We start from the raw sequence: 24,901 nt of genomic DNA, 5'->3' as shown, positions 1-24,901 counted from the left end.
GATCTGATGTTTCATATATATCACTCAAATCAGTTGTCATTACTAAAGTCACTTATGGTGCACTTTATGCAGACCAGACCACTTTCTTCTCCTTTTGAACAAGAAGTGATCCTTGTACAAAGCCCCGGCATGTCTCAGTGGTTGCAAATCCAGCTAGCTGAAAGCTTGGGTATTGCTGCTAATATCCGCTATCCATTACCAGCAACCTTTATTTGGGAAATGTTTACTCGGGTATTATCAGGTATACCTAAAGAAAGTGCTTTTACTAAAGATGCCATGACATGGAAATTAATGGCATTGCTGCCTGAATTTTTATCTCATGACGAATTTAAACCCTTACTGCATTATCTTGATGATGATGAAGACAAACGTAAGCTTCATCAGCTAGCAGGGCGTGTGGCTGACTTATTTGACCAATATTTAGTTTATCGTTCAGATTGGTTAGCTTCGTGGGAAAAAGATGAGTTAATCGAAGGGCTGAGTGAAAACCAACGTTGGCAAAAAATATTGTGGGTAGCATTACAGCAATATACAAAAGATCTTAATCAGCCTGAATGGCACCGCTCTAATCTTTATCAGCAATTTATTTCGACATTAAATAATGCAAAAGAAGGGGAGCTTCAACACTGTTTTTCACCGCGTATTTTTATTTGTGGGATTTCAGCGCTACCTCAAGTTTATTTACAGGCATTACAAGCGATAGGACGTCATACCGAGATCTATTTACTCTTTACCAATCCTTGTCGTTACTATTGGGGAGATATTCAAGATCCTAAATTTCTCTCCCGTCTTAATAGTCGAAAACCACGCCATTATAAGCAGTTACATGAATTGCCTTGGTTTAAAGACGAAAAAAATGCGTCTTCGTTATTTAACGACGAGGGTGAGCAAAATATCGGTAATCCACTATTAGCGTCATGGGGAAAATTGGGTAAAGATAATCTTTATTTCCTCTCTGAACTTGAATATACCGATGTGTTAGATGCGTTTGTTGAGATCCCAAGAGATAATTTACTTCATCAATTGCAAGCTGATATCCTTGATTTGGAAGATTTTTCACAATTAGGGACAACACTTGAAACTTATGAGTGTAGTGAAAATAAACGTGTGATTTCGCCAGATGATCACTCACTGACGTTTCATGCAAGCCATAGCCCACAGCGCGAAGTGGAAGTGTTACAAGATCAATTACTGCATTTACTAGAACAAGATCCTGAATTATTACCGCGTGATATTATTGTGATGGTTGCGGATATCGATAGCTATACACCTTATATTCAAGCTGTGTTTGGTAATGCGCCTTCAGAACGTTATCTTCCTTTTACTATTTCAGATAGAAAAGCACGTCAAGCACACCCCGTATTACAAGCTTTTATTACGTTATTAGAGCTTCCTCAAAGTCGTTTTACCGCTGAACAAGTGTTGGCACTGCTTGAAGTTCCTACTTTGGCTGGGCATTTTTCTATTTTTGAAAATGAACTAAAACTACTACGTCGTTGGGTCGACGAATCAGGAATACGCTGGGGATTAGATGATGAGAATGTGGCTTCCTTCTTATTACCCATCACGGGAAAAAACACGTGGGAATTTGGCTTGCTACGGATGTTGCTTGGCTATGCGATGGAAAGTGAAAATGGTCCTTGGAAAGGCGTTCTTCCTTACGATGAATCGAGTGGATTAGTTGCTGAATTAGCAGGACATCTTGCAGATTTTCTTTATACATTAAGTGATTGGCGTACACGTTTGAGTGAAACCCGTTCATTAGAAGCATGGCTAGAAATTGGACAACAATTAGTTGATGCGTTTTTTGAGTCTGATGAGGAGACAGAATTAGTTTTAGCGCTGATTACTCAACAATGGCAGAAAGTAATTGAGAATGGATTGAAAGCGCAATATCAAGATGAAATTCCACTAGTCCTTATTCGTGATGAATTAACCGTTCGATTTGATGATGAAAAAATTAGCCAGCGTTTTTTAGCGGGTAGCATTAATTTTTGTACATTAATGCCTATGCGCTCCATTCCCTTTAAGGCGGTATGTTTATTAGGCATGAATGATGGTGTTTATCCCCGTAATATTCAGCCATTAGGGTTTGATTTAATGGCAGAAAAACGCCGTCGTGGTGATAGAAAACGTCGTGATGATGACCGCTATTTATTCCTTGAAGCGCTTAGTTCAGCTGAAAAATACCTTTATATCAGTTATATCGGAAAATCGATACGTGACGATCGAGAATGTAATCCATCAGTTTTAATCAAAGAGTTACAAGATTATATTGGGCAAAATTTCCGTTTACCAGAGGATGGGGCACTCAATGTCGATGATAGTGCGATCCGTATAAACCAGCATTTATTAACACAACATACCCGTGTTCCTTTTGCTCAAGAAAATTTCCGAATCGATGCTTCTTTTCGTTCTTATGCCGCGGAATGGTTACCCGCTGCCAGTGGGCAAGGAGAAGTTCATCAAAGTTTTACGGAATCACTTAATGATGATGACACAATAGATCATGTTTCTGTTGATGCGTTGGCACGCTTTTATCGTCATCCTATTCGTGCTTTCTTCCAACAAAGATTAAAAACAAACTTTGTTATTGAAGAAACAGAATTACCTGAAGAAGAGCCATTTGTGATAAATGCGCTTCAACGTTATCTATTGAATCAATGGTTGTTAAAAGCATTGATTGATCAAACCTCAACAGAAGCACTATTTGAGCGTATTAAAGCCGCTGGTCAACTTCCTGCAAGCGCATTTGGGCAGATTTATTGGGAACAGCAAATAGAAGAATTACTGCCTTTAGCTGAAAAGATAAGAAGTGAACGATCAGCCACACATTCTGTCACATTAGAGCAACGCTTTAGTGCAATGCCATTGACTGGTCGTTTAAATGAGGTACAAGCTGATGGTTTATTACGCTGGCGACCAGCCAGCTTAACGGCTAATGACTTATTACAGCTTTGGATTGAGCACCTAGTCTATTGTTTGAAAGAGGGCGCGGGGGAAAGCCGGTTTTACGGCAGAAGAGAGACTCAATGGTGTTTATTACCTGTTGATCCTGACATTGCCTATTCAACTTTAGATCAGTTGATCAGTGATTATAAACAAGGATTAAACAGCCCATTAGCACTGTTTGCAAAAAGTGGCTGGGCTTGGTTACAAGCTTGCTATGATAAAAAATCACAAGCATTTTTACTTGATGATGAAGAAACACTTGAAAAAGCAGAATTAGTGCTGATGCAACATTTAACGGATAGCTATAATCGAGATGGTGAAATGAGTGACATGTATGTTCAGCGTGCTTTCTCTCAATTAGACGAGCCGTTTTTACAAACAGTCAAACAGACGGCATTAACAATATTTAAACCAATAATTCCATTTCTGAAAAAATAAGGGAGCTCATATCAGATGAGAAAATACTGCTCGCAACTATGGATCATGTTGCTATTGATGCTCGTGAGTATCAACAGCTTTGCTGCTGATCCACTCTGGCAAGTCTTGCCTGATAGTATTGAAAAAAGTGAGAGCGATCCACGGCAATATCAAGCGATTAAACTACCTAATGAAATGACCGTATTACTGGTTTCTGATGAAAAAGCCGTTAAATCATTAACGGCGGTTGCATTACCTGTTGGTGCATTAGAAGATCCAGATAGTCAGCAAGGTCTTGCACACTATTTAGAGCATATGGTGCTAATGGGATCGGTGAAATATCCTCAATCAGGCAGTATGTCTGAATTTTTACAAAAGAATGGCGGTTCTCATAATGCGAGTACTACGACTTATCGCACTGCATTCTATTTAGAAGTGGAAAATAGTGCTATTAATGAAGCAGTTGATCGCCTTGCTGATGCTTTAGCTGAACCTTTACTTGATCCTAAAAATGCAGATCGTGAACGTAATGCTGTTAATGCAGAATTGACAATGGCGCGTGCGCGCGATGGTATGCGTTTTTGGCAAGTCAGAGCCGAAACGTTAAACCCCTTACATCCAAGTTCTCGCTTTATGGGGGGGAATCTGGAGACATTAAGTGATAAGCCAAATAGTAAGCTTCAAGATGAACTAATAAAATTCTATCAAAAACACTATTCTGGCAATTTAATGAATGGTGTTATTTATAGTAATAAATCACTTGATGAATTATCTAAATTAGCTGCAAATACTTTCGCTCGTATCCCGAATAAAAAGGCAGATGTACCTGTCACCACAGTACCTGCTATGACGGATAAAGAAAAAGGGCTAATGATCCATCTGGTACCCGCTTTACCACAAAAAACCTTACAGATTGAATTTGGTATTGATAATAATGTCGCTGATTTTCGTAGCAAATCTGATGAATACATTGGCTATTTAATCGGTAATCGTAGCGCTGGTACATTAGCAACATGGCTACAAGATCAAGGTTTAGCTGAAAGTATTAGTGCATTTTCTGAGCCATATATTGACCGTAACCAAGGCTCATTTACGATTTATGTTGCGTTGACAGATAAAGGTTTAGCGCAAAAAGACAAAGTGATTTCCGCTATCTTTTCGTATATTCGTTTAATTCAAACCGAAGGTATTAGTCAGCGTTACTTTGATGAAATTGCGAATGTATTAGATCTTTCATTCCGTTATGGCTCTATTGTAAGAGATATGAATTACATAGAAGGTATTTCGGATATGATGTTGCGTTATCCAATCAAAAATATCCTAAATGCGGATTATCTTGCTGATAATTATGAACCTTCAGCAATCCTTTCTCGTCTTGATTCTCTTACACCAGAGAAAGCGCGCATTTGGGTAATAAGCCCTAATGAACCTTCTAACAAACAAGCCTACTTTGTTAATGCTCCTTATCAGGTTGATAAAATTACAGATAAGCAATTAAAAACATGGCAAACATTATCGGATGATATCTCTTTATCACTGCCAGCACTTAACCCTTATATTCCTAATAATCTTTCACTGATTGATGGGGATAGCAACATCATCAAACCCCAATTGTTGTGGCAAGATAAAAGCGCTCGCTTGTTTTATATGCCATCGCACTATTTTTCTGATGAGCCTAAAGCCAGTGTGACATTAAGTTTAGTGAATAAGACATCAGACATTACTGTTAAGCAGCAAGTGACACAAACCTTAACGGATTATCTCGCTGGTTTAGCATTAAGCGAATTATCTTACCAAGCGTCTGTTGCTGGAATGAATATCTCATCTTCATCAGGGCAAGGTATTGATTTTTCAATGAATGGCTATACACAGCATTTACCAGAACTTGTGAATGCGACACTAAAAAGCTATATGAGTTTTGAACCGACGCAAGAAGAGCTCGAACAGGCTAAATCTTGGTATCGTGAACAACTTGAAGTGACTCATAACCTAAAAGCATTTGAAGCAGCTATGTTGCCGGCTCGCCGATTAAATACGATCCCGTACTATGAAGAAGCTGACAAACTCAAAGCATTAGGGTCAATTACACTGCAAGATATTATTGATAATCGCCGTGAAGTCATCAAAAACGCAGCGCTTCAAGCACTGATTATTGGTAACTTAACACCAGAGCAAAGCCGCGATATCGCGAAATCTGCACACGAATTATTAGGTAATCAAGGCACAGAATATTGGATCGGTGAAACGTTAGTATTCAATAAATTAAATGCGGTTGAATTCCAAAATAAATCGAAGAGCACAGATAACGCATTAGGGGAGCTTTATATCCCAACAGGTTATAGCCGCCTTGAAGGTCAGGCTATTTCTTCAGTACTCGCGTCTGTTATCAAACCTTGGTTCTATGATCAATTAAGAACAGAAGAACAGTTAGGTTATGCTGTCTTTGCTTATCAAGGTACGATGGGGGAACAATCTGGTCTCGGTTTTTTACTGCAGAGTAATGCAAAACCGCCTGTCTATTTAAATAAGCGTTATAACGCATTTTATCAACAAGCCTACGAACGTTTGAAGAAAATGAACGAGGCTGATTTTAATCAGTATAAACAGGCGATTATTACCGAAGTTAAACAGCCACCTCAAACATTCTATGAAGAAGTTTCTCTTTATCGCACGGATTTCAACCGTAATAACTTAAAATATGATGGACGTGAAAAATTATTAGCTGAACTTAATAAAGTCACGTTAAAACAAGCTATTGAATTTTATGAAAAAGCAATTATAAAACCGAATGGATTTATTTTTGTCTCTCAAGTTATCGGTAAAGATGGCAAAGATGCTGATTATGCTGAAAATAAACAATGGAAACGTTACGCCACGGTAAGCGAATTACAAAAAACCTTACCTGTTGAGGAAATTAAAGAGTGAGTGAAGTGATACAGGCACAGCCATTAAATCCTTATACACTTCCTCTGTACCAAAGGCGCCTCATTGAGGCGTCTGCTGGGACAGGAAAAACGTATACAATAGGGTTATTGTATTTACGGTTGCTTCTTGGATTAGGCGGAGAGTCTGCATTCTACCGTCCTCTCAGTGTTGAAGAGATTTTAGTTGTGACATTCACGGATGCGGCGACAGATGAATTACGAGCCCGTATCCGTAAAAATATCCATGAACTAAGACTTGCCTGTATCCGTCATTATGTTGATAGTGGTGATAAAACATACCAAGAATTACTCAAACAAATCCCAAATAAAGAGTTAGCCGCGCAGTGGTTATTAGAAGCTGAGCGTCAAATGGATGAAGCGGCTATTTATACTATTCATGGATTTTGCCAGCGTATGTTGGCAAACAATGCCTTTGAATCAGGTGTATTGTTTGAACAAGTCTTGATCCAAGATGAATATGAGCTGAAAAAACGTGTTTGTGCTGATTTTTGGCGTCGACACTGTTATCCCCTTTCTTATGACGTTGCTAATGCGGTTAGCCAGATTTGGTCTGGTCCAGAGCAACTGCTTTATGAAATACAGCCTTATTTACAAGGTGAAATGCCAGAAATTGAAGGTGTGGCATTAGACAGCGAAAATGAGTCAGTGAAAGAGCGCCACCAAGCGGTTATTGAAGCTATTAACAAGGTGAAAACGCGTTGGAATGCACATCATCATGAAGTTGAAGCATGGATAACAGCTTCTGGTGTTGATAAACGCAGTTATAACAGTCGTTTCTTACCTAAATGGATTGAAGAAATCACGTTATGGGCGGCAACATTTGAAACAAAAAGTTATCAATTACCTGATTGTTTAATTCGTTTTTCTCAAGAAACGTTAAATGAGAAAGCGACCAAAGGTCCTGCACCAGAGCATATTCTTTTTGTTGAAATTGAACGATTAACAAAGCAGAGCTTGACTCTGCGGGATGTTATTCTGGTCAACGCGATCCCAGAAATACGCCAAGGCATTGAAAATGAAAAGATGCGTCGTGGTGAAATGGGATTTGATGATTTATTAACACGCTTAGATAGAGCATTGAAACGTGAAGGGGGGGACGTTTTAGCGCACGCTATTCGTGAACGCTACCCCGTTGCAATGATCGATGAGTTTCAAGATACGGATCCTCAACAATATCGTATTTTTGATGCAATTTATGGTGAGCATGAAACCAGTGGATTGTTGTTTATCGGTGATCCCAAACAGGCAATTTATGCTTTCCGTGGTGCGGATATTTTTACTTATATTCAAGCCCGAAAGCAGACATCTCATCACTATACATTAAATACTAACTGGCGCTCTGCGCCGGGTATGGTGAATGCCGTTAACAAGCTTTTTATGCGATCTAATGCCCCATTTTTATTTGAGCATATCCCTTTTATTGAAGTAAGCTCGGCTGAAAAAAACCAAAACATGGCTTTTGTTTACCATGATAAACCGATTTCACCTTTTAATATTTGGCTTGCTGAAGGTGAGAGTGTTTCTACGGGGAATTATGAGCAAATCATGGCAGCGCAATGTGCTGCACAAATTCGTGATTGGTTATCAGCAGGGGATCAGCAACAGGCTTGGTTGATTGAACAAGGTGTAAAAAAAGCCATTACGTCCGCTGATATTATGGTACTGGTGCGTAGCCGTAGAGAAGCGACACTGATCCGTGATGCGCTGAATTTGCTTTCAATACAATCCGTTTTCTTATCCAATCGTGAAAGTGTATTTGAAACCAATGAAGCTAAAGATCTACTTTGGTTATTACAGGCGGTTGTAACGCCAGAGAAAGAACGTATTTTAAGGGCATCTTTAGCCAGCCGATTATTTGGTTTTAGTGCAAAGCAAATTGATGATCTGAACCACAGTGAGGCACGCTGGAATAGCTACGTGGAGAAATTTGCTGATTACTATGTATTATGGCAAAAGCGTGGTGTTTTACCGATGTTGCGTAAAATCATGATGGATAATCAAATTGCGGAAAATTTACTCGTCAGTATTGATGGTGAGCGCCGACTTACAGATATCATGCATATTGGTGAACTATTACAAGAAACATCATTACAACTCGATAGTGAACATGCTCTTATTCGTTGGTTAGCGCAACAGATTTCTCATCCTGATGCGCAATCTGAAAGCCAACAAATGCGTTTGGAAAGTGACCGAAATTTAGTGCGAATTTGTACTATCCATAAATCTAAAGGTCTTGAATATCCGATTGTTTGCTTACCTTTTGCTTGTAATTACCAAGAACAAAAAGGGACGCTTTATCATGATAGAGAGACATTTTACGCAAAATTAGATATTTTTAGCCGACCTGAAAGCTTACGTTTAGCGGATGAAGAGCGTTTAGCTGAAGATTTACGCTTACTTTATGTTGCATTAACACGCTCTAAATTCTGCTGTTATGTTGGTGTCGCTCCTCTTGTTAAAGGCGCTAAACGTAAATCAGGGATGACCGATCTGCATAAAAATGCTTTAGGGTATTTATTACAGCAAGGCGAAGAGGGCAATAGTGAATTATTGCATCAATCAATCTACGCTTTATTAGATGATAATATCAGTGTAACAACGCTTGATTATATATCAGCACATCGCTATCAGCCTGTATTAATGGCTGAAACAAAACTTGAAGCCGCTACATTTAAACGTCAGATCCACGATAATTGGCGAATAACGAGCTATTCAGGACTCACCTATCAGCATTCAAGTCGTCGTTATCATGTTGATTTAGGTGATATTGAGGCTTTGGTGCAATCTATCGCCCCTGGGCTTGATACAGATGCTAAAGGTGAGAAACAACAAGAAGGGGTTGATGAACATTCTATTCATCATTTTCCTCGTGGCGCTATCGCAGGCACATTCTTACATAGTTTGCTGGAAGTATTAGATTTTTCGCAACCGATTGATGAAGTATGGATGCAAGAACAATTGACAGCTCAAGGCTTTGATGAAAAGTGGGCTCCCCTTTTAGTGACATGGATGGAAACGCTGTTTCATACATCGCTTAATTCTCAAGGATTATGTCTTGCTAATATTCCAAAATCACAACAACTTGATGAATTACAATTCTATTTACCTATTGAGAAAGAGGTATCATCAGCCCAATTGACGCAATTAATTAATCAGTTTGATCCTCTATCAAGACGTTGTCCCGCTTTGCAATTTCAACAAGTAGAAGGGATGCTCAAAGGTTTTATTGATTTAGTCTTTTTTTGGGAAGGTAAATACTATGTTGTGGATTATAAATCGAATTGGTTAGGTGAATCGAGTGAGGATTACACTCAAGAAGCGATGATGAATGCAATGATGGATCATCGCTACGACTTGCAATATCAGCTCTATACTTTAGCGTTACATCGTTTTCTACAACAGCGCATTCCTGATTATGATTACAAAAGCCACTTTGGAGGAATTTATTACCTCTTCTTACGTGGTATAGACAAAGCCCACCCTGGAAATGGCGTTTATGCCTATTTGCCTGATGAAGCTTTTGTTTTGGCACTAGATTCACTCTTTGCTGGTAAAAGTAGCAAACCTGATGTAGTCGGTGAGAAATAAGAATGATCAAACTATTAGAACAAGCGATTACACAAAACTTATTACGACCTTTAGATCTTCGATTTGCGCAAATGCTGGTTGAAGATGAAAACCCTATTTTACTTTTTATATTTGCTTATTTGAGTGCTCAAACCGGAGCGGGTCATGTTTGTTTGCCTTTGAATATTATTAAAGAAAACCAACTGTTTGATGGTAGGCAAAAAGAGTTTTCACAAGAAATTTGGCAAAAAATGGGTAAACCCTCTGCTCAAAAAATAGTAGAAGAGTTGACGCATTGTCATTGCGTTAATCAAAGTGGTGATGATTCACCTTCTCCCATTATTTTAGATAATGAACTTCTTTATTTACAAAGAATGTGGAGCTATGAAGAGAGAGTTGCTCAATTTTTTAGGCAAGAGCATACACTTGTTGATATTGATGAAAATGAATTAATTAAGGTACTCAACGCACTTTTTCCAGCAACGAAGGAAAGCCAAGGAACCAATTGGCAAAAAGTGGCTGCTAGTGTTGCAATTACAAGTCCCATCTCTATTATTTCGGGAGGTCCCGGAACAGGGAAAACGACAACAGTTGCTAAAATATTAGCTGCTTTTGTGATGCTTACCTCGAATGAAAAGCCGATTATTCAATTAGCAGCTCCCACAGGTAAAGCGGCTGCAAGATTAACGGAATCTTTAGGCAACGCCTTAGCACAACTTAATTTAAGCGAAGAAGAAAATAAGTGGATGCCAAAACAGGCACAAACTATTCATCGTTTATTGGGGGCTCAGCCTGAAAGCCAGCAAGTGCGCTACCATAAAGATAATCCATTACAGCTTGATATTTTAATTGTTGATGAAGCCTCAATGGTTGATTTACCTATGATGGCTCGTTTAATTGATGCACTCCCATCAAAATGTCACGTTATTTTCTTAGGTGATAAAGACCAACTTGCTTCTGTTGAGGCAGGGGCTGTATTAGGTGATATTTGCCGTTTTTCTGAAGAGGGTTTCAGCCAAAAAAGATTTGATCAGATTAATCACTTAACTCAAGGTGAATTGGTTAAATCTACGGATATTATTCCTATCTCTCAAACTCCAGTATCTGTCGTCAGTGATTCTCTGTGCTTATTACGTAAAAGTTACCGTTTTGGTGAGGATTCAGGGATAGGCCAACTTGCTTTTGCGGTTAATCAAGGGCAAACCAAAACAGCGATTACATTATTAAAAAAAGCAGAAATTAGCCCACAACAGCTTGAAATAGCATTAGAGCCACAAGATGTGAGCTTTATCGCTTTAGAGTCAAAAGAAAGTTATTTACTGATGATACAAGATGCTGTTAATGCCTATCGAGAATATCTCACTTTAGTTTCTCAAAAAGCCTCGCCTGATATTATTCTTAATGCATTTAACCAATACCGTTTATTGTGTGCGCGAAGAGAAGGTCCTTTTGGTGTGAGTGGTTTGAATGACAGAATTGAAATGCTATTGCATCGCCAGCGATTGATCCGTCGCCCTCTCCATAGTTATCAAAGTGATTATATTGGGCGGCCCATTATGATCCAACGAAATGACAGTACGCTAGGTCTGTTTAATGGTGATATTGGCATTATGCTCAATAATGATGAAGATGAAATGAAGGCCTTTTTTCAACTACCTGATGGAAAATTAAAAGCAATCCAACCCAGTCGATTACCGCAACATGAAACGGCGTATGTAATGACAGTGCATAAGTCACAAGGTTCTGAATTTACTCATACGGCATTAGTACTACCTGATAAATTTTCACCCGTTGTGAGCCGTGAATTGTTGTACACCGCATTAACACGCGCTAAACAGAAACTTTCTCTTTATGCTTCGGAGTCTATGGTGAAATCGGCAATACAAACACGTATTCAACGCCGAAGTGGGTTAGTTGATAAGTTACGTTATTAGTTAATCATAAAAAATAATAAAAGACAGGTCTTGAGAGGGATACCTGTCTTTTTTGGGGCATTATTCTTTATGTAAGTCTAAAATCAAAATTTTAGAGCGACGTTGGTAATTATAAAGTGCTTGTTTTTCAATAGGTAGCTTATCAATTTCAGCTGGTTCAAATCCTTTTTCTTGAAACCAGTGTATGCTACGAGTTGTTAGAACAAACAGCTTTTCTAACCCTAATTGCTTCGCATGTGCTGAAATGCGTTGTAGCAAAACCTCACCACGACAAGAGCTTCGATAATCTGGATGTACTGCAACACAAGCCATTTCACCAATTTTTTCGGATGGATAAGGGTAGAGTGCAGCGCATGCAATAGTCATATTATCGCGTTCAATAATAGTGAATTGGTCAATTTCAATTTCCAATTGCTCTCTTGAACGTCTGACTAAAATACCTTGTTGTTCCAGTGGGCGAATAAGTTCAAGTATGCCACCAATATCATTAATATTCGCTCTACGAACTTTCTCTGCACTCTCCATGACGATTTGAGTGCCAATACCATCACGAGAAAATAATTCTTGAATAAGAGCACCATCTGATTGATAACTGAGTAAGTGGCTACGCTCTACACCACGACGACAGGCTTTAACTGCTCCCCGTAAGAATCTTACTGTGCCTGAGTGGTAATCACCTTCTGTTTGTAGCTCTCGAATTTTATCTTCAGCTTGATTCGGCAGCAGTTCAGAAACAATATGACCTTCTTCATCGACAACACCTTGGAATGAGCAAAAACCAATCAGCTTTTGTGCTTTAAGTTTTATTGCAAGTTGGGTTGCCACTTCTTCTGAGGTGAGATTAAAGCTTTCACCCGTAACAGATACGGCAACGGGTCCAATTAAGACAATGGCATTACTGTCTAATTGGCGATGAATAGCTTCTTCATCGATACGACGAATTTTTCCGCTATGACAATAATCAATTCCATCATCAACCCCTAATGGTTGTGCAATAACAAAGTTACCACTGACCACATTAATATGCGCACCTTGTAATGGCGTATTGCTTAAACTCATTGATAGGCGAGCCGTAATATCGAGTTGCAGTGTTCCCGCCGCTTGTTTAACGATTTCTAAGGTTTTGTTATCTGTGATGCGCGTATATTTATGATAAATCGGTGATACTTTTTGTACTTCAAGAGCTGTATCAATCTGTGGGCGAGCACCATAAACCACGACTAAACGAATGCCTAGGCTGTGTAACAACCCAATGTCATTAATGATTGATGGGAAGTTTTCGTGAGCAATTGCTTCGCCACCCAGCATAATGACAAATGTTTTGCCTCTATGTGCATTAATATACGGAACCGAGTGGCGGAATCCATCGACCAATTCGGTGCTACGCTCTTTCATAAAACCCTCTCAAGTGAATTTTTATTCGCATTTAATGTATTTTTATTCTTTTTGAAAGAGAATGGCAAGTAAAATCCTATCTTATTGTTTTCCCTGAAGGCAGAATATTTGTGTAAAAGTGAGTAATTGTGCTGTTTTTAAGTGACAGTGAAGTGTGGATTGGGTAAAGTTTTTTGTTCTTAACTTTTTTTATCTCTTTTTAGAGTTTATTGACGTTAATCGTTTCTTTGGAATATTTTCATGAGTCATTCTGAGCACAATCAAACTCGTCGTCGTCTTGTTAAAGGAATTGGCGCGTTATTATTGTTAAGTGTTAGTCCCGTAGGTCTTGCTGCTACTGCATCTATTGTTGCGGTGAGGGTTTGGCCTGCCTCGACTTATACTCGCGTGACTATAGAATCCAGCACCCCACTGAAATATCGTCAGTTTGCATTATCAAACCCTGAACGTATTGTGGTGGATTTAGAAGGTATTCAACTTAATAGCGTGCTGAAAGGTGTCGCTAATCAGGTTCAGACTAGCGATCCATATTTAAAACTTATTCGTGTTGGTCAAAATACACCTAAAACAGTACGACTGGTATTTGAAGTAAAAACGCCTGTACAACCACAAATGTTTACACTTAAACCTGTGGCTGAATTTAAAAACCGTTTAGTGTTAGATTTCTACCCAAGTCATGGTGCTGACACGGAAGATGATCCTCTTTTAGCACTGTTGCGCGAATATAATGACGGCGATTTACAACAAGCGGTGCCAGCACAGACAGATACTCGTAAACCAGGTAGGGCTGGACGAGATAGACCCATTATTATCATGATTGACCCAGGTCATGGAGGGGAAGATCCCGGGGCAATTGGTAAATATAAAACGCGTGAAAAAGATGTCGTTTTGCAAATTGCTCGTCGCTTAAAAACGCTTATTGATAAAGATGCCAAAATGAAGGCGTATATGACACGTAATGAAGATGTCTTTATTCCATTGACAGTACGTGTTGCTAAGGCGCGAAAAATGCAGGCAGATTTATTTGTTTCTATCCATGCTGATGCGTTTACAAACCGCTCTGCAAGAGGCTCATCTGTTTTTGCATTATCAAAAACGGGCGCAACCAGTAATACGGCACGCTATCTTGCTCAAACACAAAATGAGTCTGACTTAATTGGTGGGGTGAGTAAAAGTGGTGATCGCTATGTAGACCATGCAATGCTCGATCTCGTGCAAACGGCGACTATTAATGACAGCCTAAAATTTGGTAGTGAAGTGCTTAAACTATTAGGTGGTATTAATAAACTGCATAAAAATAAAGTCGATCAGGCTGGTTTTGCGGTATTAAAAGCGCCAGAAATTCCTTCCATTCTTGTTGAAACGGCGTTTATTAGTAATATAGAAGAAGAGAAAAAGCTAAAAACGGCTCAGTTCCAGCAACAGATTGCAGGATCTATTTTCAAAGGGATCAAAGCCTATTTTGCCAATGGTGGTGAATTAACCTTAGCTGATCGTAGCTAATCTCTTTCTATACCTTTTTCTTTTATTCCAATAGAAAGCCAATATCATGTGCTTTCTATTGGCGTTTTTTATTGTGTTCATAGCACAATAAATCCATTTAATACAATATGTTATTGAAGTAATAGAAATTTAATGTAACAAGTTTATGAGATAAGTTGATTGGGTTTGCAAATGAAGAGAGACAGTAAAATAAGAGGAAATTTCGAAGAGAAATTGGTTGCGGGAGCTGGATTTGAACCAACGACCTTCGGGTTATGAGCCCGACGAGCTACCATGCTGCTCCATCCCGCGACTGAATTATTGTTTATAGAATTGGTTGCGGGAGCTGGATTTGAACCAACGACCTTCGGGTTATGAGCCCGACGAGCTACCATGCTGCTCCATCCCGCGACTGATACTATAACTGACTACTTTGTGAATTGGTTGCGGGGGCCAGATTTGAACTGACGACCTTCGGGTTATGAGCCCGACGAGCTACCAAGCTGCTCCACCCCGCGTCTCCACAGAGGGGCACTATACTCAGGATCTGCTGAGTTGCAAGTTTTTTATGAAATTTTTACAGTTTTCTTTTAAAAACGGTCAGAAATAATACATCAAGGTGCAAATTTAGGCAGTTATACTTGTCATACTTCAAGTTATTTAGAATATAGACTTGATGTTTGAAAGTCATATTGATTGGGTGATAATAGAAAGCCTTAACAAATTGTATATTCATATCTTTATTGATTTTGCTTTGGTATCTTTCTAACTCAAAATCAACACTTAAATTCAGTCATTAAGCGGGTCAAAAATGGTTACTTGGCGAAAATCGTTAATTTTAGGTATGTTAGCGCTTGCCTTGACAGGATGTCATCGTCCAACAGAGCAAGGGCAACAGTATAAAGATGGAAAACTTAAGCAAGATCTCATTGAGGTAAGTTCGCCAAATACACAAGGTACACCTATTAATGGCCCTGATTATTTACAACAAGTAAATCAGATAAACCAAACATCATCTCGCTTGTATAATAGCAATAAAGAGACTTATCAGGCGGTAGAAAACTGGCTACGCTCTGGCGCAGATACACGTCAATTGCGTCAGTTCAATCTTTCTGCATTTCAGATGGAAGGCGTTGATAACTACGGTAATGTTCAATTTACTGGATATTATACACCTGTTCTTGAAGCTCGCTTAACGCAACAAGGTGAATTCCAATACCCTCTTTATAAAATGCCTGCCAATAGTCGTTCAAAATTACCTTCTCGTGCTGCTATTTACAATGGTGCATTAAGTAAATCTTTAATTGCAGCTTACAGTAATTCCATTATGGATAATTTTATGATGGAAGTTCAGGGAAGTGGTTATGTTGACTTTGGTGATGGTAAACCTTTAACGTTCTTTGGTTATGCAGGAAAAAATGGACACCCTTACCGTAGTATTGGCAAAGTGCTTATTGATAATGGCGAAGTAGAAAGAAAAGATATGTCTATGCTCGCGATTAGAGATTGGGCTGATAAGCACAATGATACTGAAGTGAGAAAATTACTAGAAGAAAACCCATCATTTGTTTTTTTCAAACCAGAGCCTTTTACACCTGTTAGAGGCGCAAGTGCAATCCCTCTCGTTGCTCTCGCCTCTGTGGCTTCTGACAGAAGCATTATTCCCCCCGGAACGGTATTGCTTGCTGAAATTCCTGTCCTTGATAATACGGGGAATTTTACAGGCGAATATCAAATGCGTTTAATGGTGGCATTAGATGTTGGCGGGGCAATTAAAGGCCATCATTTCGACATTTATCATGGAATTGGTAAAGATGCGGGTCATATGGCCGGTTTTTATAATCACTATGGGCGTGTTTGGGTATTAAAAAAATCACAACTTAGCTTATTAAAACCTTCGTCATAAAAACGATTTACTCTTTATCTGCTCGTTATTAACGGTAAAATTATGCAAACGACATGGCTATTAATAGCCATGATTATTTCTGTTATTTAGGTTGTTATCGCATTATGCAAAATTCATTATCAGATTCATATTTACAACGCTTTTCTGGAATAGGGCGACTCTATGGGCAAAAAGCGTTGTCTTATTTTGCCCAGGCTCATATCTGTGTCGTGGGTATAGGAGGTGTCGGTAGCTGGGCGGCAGAAGCATTAGCACGTAGTGGTATTGGTGCTATCACCTTAATTGATATGGATGATGTGTGTGTGACGAACACAAATCGCCAAATACATGCGTTGAAAGAAAGTGTGGGTCAACCAAAATGCGACGTGATGAAACAGCGTATTTTAGAAATCAATCCAGAATGCAAAGTGACCAGTATTGATGATTTTGTCACGGTTGATAATGTCGCTGAAATGATGAATAACAACTTTGATTATGTCATTGATGCCATTGATAGTGTAAGACCCAAAGCGGCATTATTAGCTTATTGCCGTCGCTATAAAATTCCAGTGATCACAACAGGTGGCGCAGGTGGGCAAATTGATCCCACACAAATTCAAGTGGCTGATTTAGCAAAAACAATTCAAGATCCTTTAGCGGCTAAATTAAGAGAGCGTTTGAAATCTGATTTTAATGTCGTAAAAAATAGTAAGGGAAAATTAGGGATCGACTGTGTTTTCTCAACAGAACAACTTGTTTATCCACAAGGCGATGGTACGGTTTGTGCGGCAAAAAATACGGCAGATGGTGTGAAACGAATGGATTGTTCAGCTGGCTTTGGTGCCGTAACGATGGTAACGGCGTCGTTTGGTTTTATTGCAGTGTCTCATGCTTTGAAGAAGATGCTAGCAAAGGCGCAACGTACTCGTCATACTTCAAGTTGTCGCGTTGTTGATGGTGTAGCCACATACTCATGATACTTGTCATACTTCAAGCCACAGCGTTGTTGACTATGTTCATTCGCACTAGCCACATACTCATGATACTCGTCATACTTCAAGCCACAGCGTTGTTGACTGCGTTCATTCGCACTAGTCACATACTTATGTATGCTCCTAGTGACTCAATCACTTGTCGCCTAGCTGTGACTTGAATTATTTAGAGTATCGACTTGTTATATATTAACTTATTAATAAATTTTATTTTTGATCACAGGTTATATGCTTCTAGCGACTCAATCACTTGTCGCCTAGCTGTGACTTGAATTATTTAGAGTATCAAACTTAATACTGGGAGGTGAGTGATTTCAATCGCGTGATGATTGCATTCACTCCGTCAGTACGAGATTGGCTAATTTGATTAGCCAACCCTAATTGCTCAAAAATCGCTAACATATTGATATCCGCTATTTCTTGCGCCGTTTTATTTTCAACAGCAGCTAAAATAATCGTTAGTAAGCCTTTTACAATACGACCATCACTATCACCATAAACATGGTATTTGCCGTCATTATTTAACTCGACACCTAGCCATACTCTGTTCTCACATCCCTTGATCTCTTTTTCTGTTGTTTTTAACTCATCGGGTAATGTAGGTAATTTACGCGAAAGTTGAATTAATTGACGATATTTGTCTTCCCATGCTTTTGATTTTTGGAAATCTTCAAGCAAGATCGCTAAGGTAATTTCATGACCAAATGGATGCTGAGTTGCCAGCAGAGAGGTGTTGTTATTCATTTCAATTATTCATCTTTTAAGAGTGTTAGAGCAAATTTAATGGCATCAATAAAAGCATCAATATCCGCGTGCTGATTATAAGGCATAAAAGAAATGCGTAAACAGCCTGAAATATTTAATGAATCAATAAGGGGTTGTGCGCAGTGTTGCCCTGTACGTAATGCAATACCTTTCTCTGTGATTAATGTTGCTAAATCACTATGATGAATGCCTTCGAAATTGAAAGAAACAACCGATGAGTTGGCGGCTCGGTAACTGATAAACCCATTTAGGTCACTGAGACGCTTCTCCGCTTCTTCAGCAAGCTCAAGAGCATATTGGTTCGCATGATACATATCTTGTTTTTCTAACCATGCTAATGTGGCTGAAAATGCAATAACACCCGCAATGTTAGGTGTTCCTGCTTCAAAACGCTGAGGAATAGGGGCTGGAGTAAAACCATCAAATGTTGCGTTAGTTAGCATCTTTCCGCCACCATGCCAAGGTGCCATCTCCTCTAAATGTTTTCGTTTGCCATAACAAATGCCTAATCCATTCGGGCCATAAAGTTTATGAGCAGAAAAAACATAGAAATCGATATCAAGTGTGGTGACATCTGTTGGGTGATGCGCAATACCTTGTGCTCCATCGACAACCAGTAAGCAGTTATCATATTGATGAACACATTGAGACACTTTATCTAATGCGATTTGAGCGCCTGTCACATTCGACATTTGGCTAATCGCGACAATTCGTGTCCGCTTATTGATTAAAGTATTTAAGCTATCAATTGAAGGTAAAAAATGATCTTCAATTGTCCAGCGGATCACTCGTGCGCCTGTTTGTTCCGCCAGTATCAACCAAGGAATAAGGTTTGCATGATGCTCTTGCTCACTAACAATTATTTCATCACCGGCTTGTAAGCGTGGACGAAAATAACCTTGAGCAATAAAGTTGAGGGATTCTGTGGTGCCTTTTGTCCAAATAATCGTATCACTATCCGCACTCTTAATGAGTTCGGCAACTTGTTTGCGTGCCGCCTCATATTGTTGCGTTGTCTCTTTAGCATGCTGATATTGGCTACGGTGAACCGTCGCAAAATTATGGCGATAAAACGCATCTGAGGCTTCTATCATGGCAAGAGGCTTTAATGCGGTTGCTGCACTATCGAGATAAATCGTTTTTTCTTGGAGGGCAGGAAATTGTTGTCGAAATAAATCAGGTGAAAATACGTTCATAATTAGGCTGTATTGGTAGACGAATAAATTTTCGTGATTTGTCGTTAAAAACAGGGCGTATAGATTATACGGTTAATTATATTTATTTATAACGGAAACCTGAGATTATCGGTTTGTTATGGGTCATTGCGCCCATAATAACACGATTAAGGTGATGAAAGTTCATTCAATAAAAAATCACTGAGAGCAGATTAATATCCTATTTTTTTCTTGTTTAAATTTATTGGGGATAATTTGCGGTGAGTTTTTTAGAATAATGATGATAAATTCATTATAAAAAATGGATGAAAACATCAAAATGGTGTGTGTGAATAATTAAAAAGTAGAGAAAAATAGGGAATAAAAAAAGCACCGCCTTGGCGGTGCACTATAAAATCACTATGGACAGACAGGGTAAATGTACAGGAAGTGAAAAAAAACAGTAGCATCAGCTACTAAGTCTGGAATTTCCAGACAACTTGCAAACACAACATCACAACCACAAAGCCAAAAGTTTTGTAGTATGACTACTACACAACTTTTCGTTCCGGCTTAGGAAGTGCGCTTACTATAGGTATTTACTGGCTAATCATCAAGGGACAATTTATAATGCTTCGCATAAAAAAAACTAATGATGAAAGTTAGGGTCTACTAATCGTCAAAATAGGGGTTTAAGAACCGAATATGTCTAAACGTTTACCGCCATTAAATGCGCTTAGGGTTTTTGATTCAGCGGCACGTCATTTAAGTTTTACTAAAGCCGCTGAAGAACTATTTGTGACACAAGCAGCAGTGAGCCATCAAATTAAAACATTAGAAGAATTCCTTGGGTTAAAATTATTTAGAAGACGTAACCGTTCTCTTTTATTAACAGAAGAAGGGCAGAGCTATTACCTCGATATTAAGGAAATTTTCTCATCAATTAACGAGGCAACTCGCAAATTATTAGCCCGAAGCGCGAAAGGTGCACTTACCGTTAGCCTTTCTCCAAGTTTTGCTATTCAATGGCTAGTACCACGACTGTCTGGATTTAATCAAGCTTATCCGGGAATTGATGTACGCATTCAGGCTGTTGATAGAGAAGAAGATAAGCTGGCTGACGATGTTGATGTCGCCATTTTTTATGGTCGGGGGAATTGGACCGGATTACGTACAGACCGCCTTTATGCGGAATATTTGATCCCAGTTTGTGCTCCATCTTTACTTACCGGTGAAAAACCACTAAAAACCCCATCCGATCTGATTTATCATACACTACTGCATGATACATCTCGTCGAGATTGGCAAGCTTATGTGCGTCAATTAGAGATACAAAATCAGATAAATGTGCAACAAGGGCCTATTTTTAGCCATAGTTCAATGGTGATACAGGCTGCTGTACATGGACAAGGCGTTGCATTAGTTAATAATGTGATGGCACGTAGTGAAATAGAATCGGGTCGATTAGTAAGACCTTTTCCAGATGTCCTTGTCAGTAAAAATGCATTTTATTTAGTTTGCCAAGATAGTCAGGCTGAATTGGGTAAAATTGCGGCTTTTCGCCAATGGATTTTATCTCAAGCAGCGAATGAGCAAGAAAAGCTGGGTTTACTGACATCATCTTAATATTGCAATTGGCAAATATCTTCTAGATAGGAAGGAATAAACAGTGAATAGTCGTACATTGCTTATGTTTTCCGCGATTAGTGGTTTCTTTTATGTTGCTTTTGGTGCATTTGCAACGCATAAGCTTGCACCTCATTTATCGCCACAACATTGGGAATACATTCAGTTAGCGATGCGTTACCAAATCGTCCATACTTTATTGCTTGTCGGGATCGCGGCAATATTAATGCGTAAAATTATTTTATGGTTTTATTGGGCGGGTATTTTTTTTGGTGTTGGCATTCTACTTTTCAGCGGTAGCCTTTATTGTATGGCGCTAACACAAGTTAGATTATTATCTTATTTTACGCCAATTGGTGGATTTAGTTTTCTTATTGGTTGGGCTTTAATTTTTATTGGCGCTTTGCGTCTAAGGGCACCGGCGTCTCGCCATGAATAAAGTTGCATTATATTGTCGCCAAGGTTTTGAAAAAGAGTGCGCGGCGGAGATTACGGATAAAGCTAGTCAAATCGGTGTTTACGGTTTTCCTCGTGTTAAAGAGGGGAGTGGTTATGTGATCTTTGAATGTTACCAAGAAGGTGAAGCTGACAAGATCGCGCGTGAAGTTAATTTCCGTGAATTAATCTTTGCTCGTCAGATGTTTGTGACGGGTGAATTACTTAAAGATTTACCGCCAGAAGATAGAATTACACCGATTGTTGGAATGCTAAAAGGCGTTGTCGAAAAAGCGGGTGAGCTTCGAGTTGAAGTTGCAGACACTAACGAAAGCAAGGAATTATTAAAATTCTGTCGTAAATTTACTGTGCCATTACGTCATCATTTACGTGATGAGAAAATCTTGCTGAAAGTCGAGAATTTTAGCCGTCCTATTATCCATGTGTTTTTTATTGCACCGGGATGTTGTTATGTAGGCTATTCCTATAGTTTTAATAATTCTGCATTTTATATGGGTATTCCTCGATTAAAATTCCCATCCGATGCACCAAGCCGTTCGACATTAAAGCTTGAAGAAGCATTTCATATTTTCATTCCTTATGAGGAGTGGGAAGAGCGCTTAGCAAGTGGAATGAAAGCGGTGGATTTAGGCGCCTGCCCTGGCGGTTGGACATATCAATTAGTGAAACGCAGTATGATGGTACATGCTGTTGATAATGGTCCAATGGCACAATCTTTGATGGATACAGGACAAGTTCGTCATCACCAAGTTGATGGTTTTAAATTCGAGCCCACTTCTAAAAATATCACATGGCTTGTTTGTGATATGGTTGAAAAACCAGCTAAAGTTGCTGCATTAATGACAACTTGGATTGCTAATGAATGGTGTCGTGAAGCTATTTTTAACCTAAAATTGCCAATGAAAAAGCGTTATGAGGAAGTCTCTCATATCCTTGAAAAAATAAAGTCAGAGTTAGCGGAAAAAGGGATTAATGCTAAGATCCAAGCTAAGCACCTTTATCACGATAGAGAAGAAATAACAGTTCATATTCAAAATATTTGGGCTGCTTATCGACCCGATCGTGAGTTCTAAAAACGCTTAAAGCACATCCTTTATTGATGATAATAAAAAGCTAAGCTGATAAATAGAAGCTTAGCTTTTTTTATGAAATTTCGTCATTCAAAGATATTAGCTATTTTAAACGTAACTGTTGTAAATTACCGTTTAAATGAATATCAGTACGTAACGTCGTGATTTTCCGACTGATAAATGCAGATCCTTTATGGGTAATAAGTTTGTTTTGCCATTTAGTAGGAACATCATCAATATGTTGATAGAGCGATTCGAGATCTGGGTAAATTTGTAAAAGCTCAGTCGCACTTTTAGGGCCAATTCCAGGAACGCCGGCAACTTTACTACTACTTACTCCTGTTAATCCCCAATAGTCGGTCAATTGGGAAGGGGCGACACCAAATTCAGCTTTAATAAATTCTAAATCTAACCAGCGTCGTTGAAAATAATCACGTATACGAATAGAGGGAGAAAGTAATTGGCAATAACCTTTATCTGTTGAAATAATCGTGACTCGAAAGCCTGCATTTGCGACTTTGGTTGCCAACGTTGCAGCAACATCATCTGCTTCATCACCACCTGAGTGCCAGCTTTGTATGCCTAAATTGAGTAACATTGCTTTAATTTTAGGCAATTGTTGTCGTAAATCATCAGGCATTGGTGTACGACCCGCTTTATAATCGGGTAAGAGTTGATGTCGCCAACTATTATCTCTGTCATCTTCATCAAAGACCGCGACGGCATGAGTCGGTTGTGTATGACCAAGTAGTTGATTGATACTCTGTTCACACACAGTTTGACAGGAAGAACCTGACGCCGCATGAATGCGACGGATCAGGTTCAAAGCATCAATTATCAGCAAATGTATCATAATAAATCAGCTGATAATCTCGTAACATGGTTGGTAAGCTGTACCGCCCGGAAGTTTCATTCGATGTTGCTCAACGAAGCCCGCTAATAAAATATCCATGCGACGCATTATTTCACGATCGCCATGAATTTTATAAGGACCGTAAGCTTCAATCGCTTTCATCCCCACTTCTTTTACGTTACCTGCAACAATACCGGAGAATGCGCGACGTAAGTCAGCAGCTAATTTTTCAGGTGATTGATCGGTACTTAAGTTAAGCGATGCCATATTTTCATGCGTTGGTTCAAAAGGAAGCTGTAAATCCGCATTGATCTTCATTGACCAGTTAAAACTATAAGCATCACCAGTACTACGACGATTATCTTTTACTAAAGGCATATATTTTTTCATGATACGAGCAACTTCAGACGCATCATCAATAATAATTTGGTAATGGCGTCGAGCTTCGTCACCTAATGTATTGGCGATAAAGTCATCGAGTACATTAAAGTAGTCTGCACTCTCTTTAGGACCAGTTAAAATCAGTGGTAATACTTGATCTTGGTTTTCTGGAGACATAAGAATACCAAGCAGATACAGTAATTCTTCCGCTGTCCCTACACCGCCAGGGAAAATAATAATGCCATGCCCAATTCGCACGAAAGATTCCAGACGTTTTTCAATATCTGGCATAATAATCAGTTCGTTAACTAATGGATTTGGTGGCTCAGCCGCAATGATTGAAGGCTCTGTCATACCAATAAAACGACTATTTCTATAACGTTGTTGGGCATGACCAACAGCAGCCCCTTTCATTGGTGCTTCCATCGCACCAGGTCCACAGCCAGTGCAGATATTGAGTTCGCGTAACCCTAATTCGTTACCTACTTTTCTGCCGTAAAGGTATTCAGTTTCATTAATTGAGTGCCCCCCCCAGCAAACGATCATATTAGGATCTTCATCAATATGAAGCGCTCGAGCATTACGCAAAATGGAGAATATAGTATTAGTGATATGAGTACTATTTTCTAAGTTCAGGTGCAGATCACGTTTTGCTGTCGTGATTTGCCCGTGAACAAACAATATGTCACGAAGCACTGCAAATAAGTTAGCTTGTAGCGAGCGAATAATTTTTCCGTCAACAAAGGCGTCTTCAGGAGGATTGACTAACTCTAGTTTTACGCCACGTTCACGGCGCAGTACGTTAATATCAAAATCTTGGTATTTAGATAACAGCTCTTTACTACTATCAGTAAGGCTACCAGAGTTGAGTACAGCAAGAGAACAATTGCGAAACAGCTGGTAAAGATCACTGCTTGCGGTTCTCTTTAGCATATCAACTTCTAGCTGTGAAAGCAGATCCATGGAACCTAATGGGCTGACATGAGTTATCACGTAGGACTCCTTTTTCTCCTGAAATAACAAACTG

16 protein-coding genes and 3 tRNA genes are annotated in these 24,901 nt (G+C 39.1%); 10 read left to right on the top strand and 9 right to left on the bottom strand.

What is annotated here, in order from left to right:
- Nucleotides 1-6 precede the first annotated feature (6 nt).
- The 4 genes from recC to recD are packed head-to-tail and all read left to right on the top strand — an operon-like array spanning nt 7 to nt 11,815.
- Entirely contained in the window at nt 7-3,390 is a 3,384-nt protein-coding gene (gene recC / locus SB028_RS15790) for an exodeoxyribonuclease V subunit gamma (protein WP_318859663.1), read from the top strand.
- Between the two features lie 15 nt (nt 3,391-3,405).
- A complete protein-coding gene (gene ptrA, locus SB028_RS15785; protein ID WP_069367224.1) occupies nt 3,406-6,294 on the top strand; it encodes a pitrilysin in 2,889 nt (962 codons plus the stop codon).
- Complete coding sequence (gene recB / locus SB028_RS15780; protein ID WP_069730274.1) at nt 6,291-9,902, top strand: exodeoxyribonuclease V subunit beta; 3,612 nt, start codon at nt 6,291-6,293, stop codon at nt 9,900-9,902. The genes ptrA and recB overlap by 4 nt, the downstream gene beginning before the upstream one ends.
- Nucleotides 9,903-9,904: 2 nt before the next feature.
- Nucleotides 9,905-11,815 carry an exodeoxyribonuclease V subunit alpha gene (gene recD, locus SB028_RS15775; RefSeq protein ID WP_069367225.1) on the top strand — a complete coding sequence of 637 codons (1,911 nt, stop codon included), beginning with the start codon at nt 9,905-9,907 and terminating at the stop codon, nt 11,813-11,815.
- Between the two features lie 60 nt (nt 11,816-11,875).
- Here the strand turns inward: recD and argA are convergent, their stop codons facing one another.
- The gene (gene argA / locus SB028_RS15770) at nt 11,876-13,210 is read right to left on the bottom strand and encodes an amino-acid N-acetyltransferase (RefSeq protein ID WP_069367226.1); all 1,335 of its coding nucleotides are present in this window, start codon (nt 13,208-13,210) and stop codon (nt 11,876-11,878) included.
- A gap of 240 nt (nt 13,211-13,450) precedes the next feature.
- Here argA and amiC point away from each other — a divergent pair, with 240 nt between their 5' ends.
- Nucleotides 13,451-14,713, top strand: coding sequence for an N-acetylmuramoyl-L-alanine amidase AmiC (amiC, locus tag SB028_RS15765; protein ID WP_069367227.1), 1,263 nt, complete (start codon nt 13,451-13,453; stop codon nt 14,711-14,713).
- A gap of 214 nt (nt 14,714-14,927) precedes the next feature.
- Here the strand turns inward: amiC and SB028_RS15760 are convergent.
- The 3 genes from SB028_RS15760 to SB028_RS15750 form a co-directional block, all read right to left on the bottom strand.
- Nucleotides 14,928-15,004: transfer RNA gene (locus tag SB028_RS15760), tRNA-Met, on the bottom strand.
- A gap of 22 nt (nt 15,005-15,026) precedes the next feature.
- Nucleotides 15,027-15,103 (bottom strand) — tRNA-Met (locus SB028_RS15755).
- 30 nt (nt 15,104-15,133) lie between these two features.
- A tRNA-Met gene (locus SB028_RS15750) sits at nt 15,134-15,210 on the bottom strand.
- Nucleotides 15,211-15,503: 293 nt separating this feature from the next.
- Between SB028_RS15750 and mltA the strand changes: the two genes are divergently transcribed.
- On the top strand, nt 15,504-16,598 hold the full coding sequence (gene mltA, locus SB028_RS15745) for a murein transglycosylase A (RefSeq protein WP_069367228.1): 1,095 nt from the start codon (nt 15,504-15,506) through the stop codon (nt 16,596-16,598).
- Between the two features lie 104 nt (nt 16,599-16,702).
- Nucleotides 16,703-17,554: a tRNA cyclic N6-threonylcarbamoyladenosine(37) synthase TcdA gene (tcdA, locus tag SB028_RS15740; RefSeq protein ID WP_069367273.1), complete on the top strand. Its 852-nt coding sequence runs from the start codon at nt 16,703-16,705 to the stop codon at nt 17,552-17,554.
- Here the strand turns inward: tcdA and SB028_RS15735 are convergent.
- The 3 genes from SB028_RS15735 to csdA all read right to left on the bottom strand — a co-directional run bounded on the left by SB028_RS15735 (nt 17,506) and on the right by csdA (nt 19,530).
- Complete coding sequence (locus SB028_RS15735; protein ID WP_171729896.1) at nt 17,506-17,676, bottom strand: hypothetical protein; 171 nt, start codon at nt 17,674-17,676, stop codon at nt 17,506-17,508. The two genes, tcdA and SB028_RS15735, sit on opposite strands and share 49 nt — an antisense overlap.
- A gap of 184 nt (nt 17,677-17,860) precedes the next feature.
- A complete protein-coding gene (csdE, locus tag SB028_RS15730; RefSeq protein WP_069367229.1) occupies nt 17,861-18,313 on the bottom strand; it encodes a cysteine desulfurase sulfur acceptor subunit CsdE in 453 nt (150 codons plus the stop codon).
- 5 nt (nt 18,314-18,318) lie between these two features.
- Entirely contained in the window at nt 18,319-19,530 is a 1,212-nt protein-coding gene (gene csdA / locus SB028_RS15725) for a cysteine desulfurase CsdA (protein WP_069367230.1), read from the bottom strand.
- 663 nt (nt 19,531-20,193) lie between these two features.
- Between csdA and SB028_RS15720 the strand changes: the two genes are divergently transcribed.
- Genes SB028_RS15720 through rlmM form a run of 3 tightly spaced genes read left to right on the top strand, consistent with a single transcriptional unit; the run spans nt 20,194 to nt 22,643 of the window.
- Nucleotides 20,194-21,114, top strand: coding sequence for a transcriptional regulator GcvA (locus SB028_RS15720; RefSeq protein WP_023582728.1), 921 nt, complete (start codon nt 20,194-20,196; stop codon nt 21,112-21,114).
- A gap of 43 nt (nt 21,115-21,157) precedes the next feature.
- Nucleotides 21,158-21,553 carry a DUF423 domain-containing protein gene (locus SB028_RS15715; protein WP_069367231.1) on the top strand — a complete coding sequence of 132 codons (396 nt, stop codon included), beginning with the start codon at nt 21,158-21,160 and terminating at the stop codon, nt 21,551-21,553.
- On the top strand, nt 21,546-22,643 hold the full coding sequence (gene rlmM / locus SB028_RS15710) for a 23S rRNA (cytidine(2498)-2'-O)-methyltransferase RlmM (RefSeq protein ID WP_069367232.1): 1,098 nt from the start codon (nt 21,546-21,548) through the stop codon (nt 22,641-22,643). Before SB028_RS15715 ends, rlmM begins: the two co-directional genes overlap by 8 nt.
- A 100-nt stretch (nt 22,644-22,743) precedes the next feature.
- On the opposite strand, the gene xni is transcribed toward rlmM, so the two are convergent.
- Together xni and ppnN are read right to left on the bottom strand one after the other, a co-directional pair.
- Nucleotides 22,744-23,493, bottom strand: a complete 750-nt coding sequence (gene xni, locus SB028_RS15705; RefSeq protein ID WP_069367233.1) for a flap endonuclease Xni — start codon at nt 23,491-23,493, stop codon at nt 22,744-22,746.
- A gap of 6 nt (nt 23,494-23,499) precedes the next feature.
- The gene (gene ppnN / locus SB028_RS15700) at nt 23,500-24,867 is read right to left on the bottom strand and encodes a nucleotide 5'-monophosphate nucleosidase PpnN (protein WP_069367234.1); all 1,368 of its coding nucleotides are present in this window, start codon (nt 24,865-24,867) and stop codon (nt 23,500-23,502) included.
- Between the last annotated feature and the right edge of the window lie 34 nt (nt 24,868-24,901).

The organism is Proteus vulgaris (genome assembly GCF_033708015.1).
GTDB lineage: Bacteria > Pseudomonadota > Gammaproteobacteria > Enterobacterales > Enterobacteriaceae > Proteus.
Note: the sequence above shows the minus strand (reverse complement) of the source record. Positions and strands in the feature narration are given on the sequence as shown.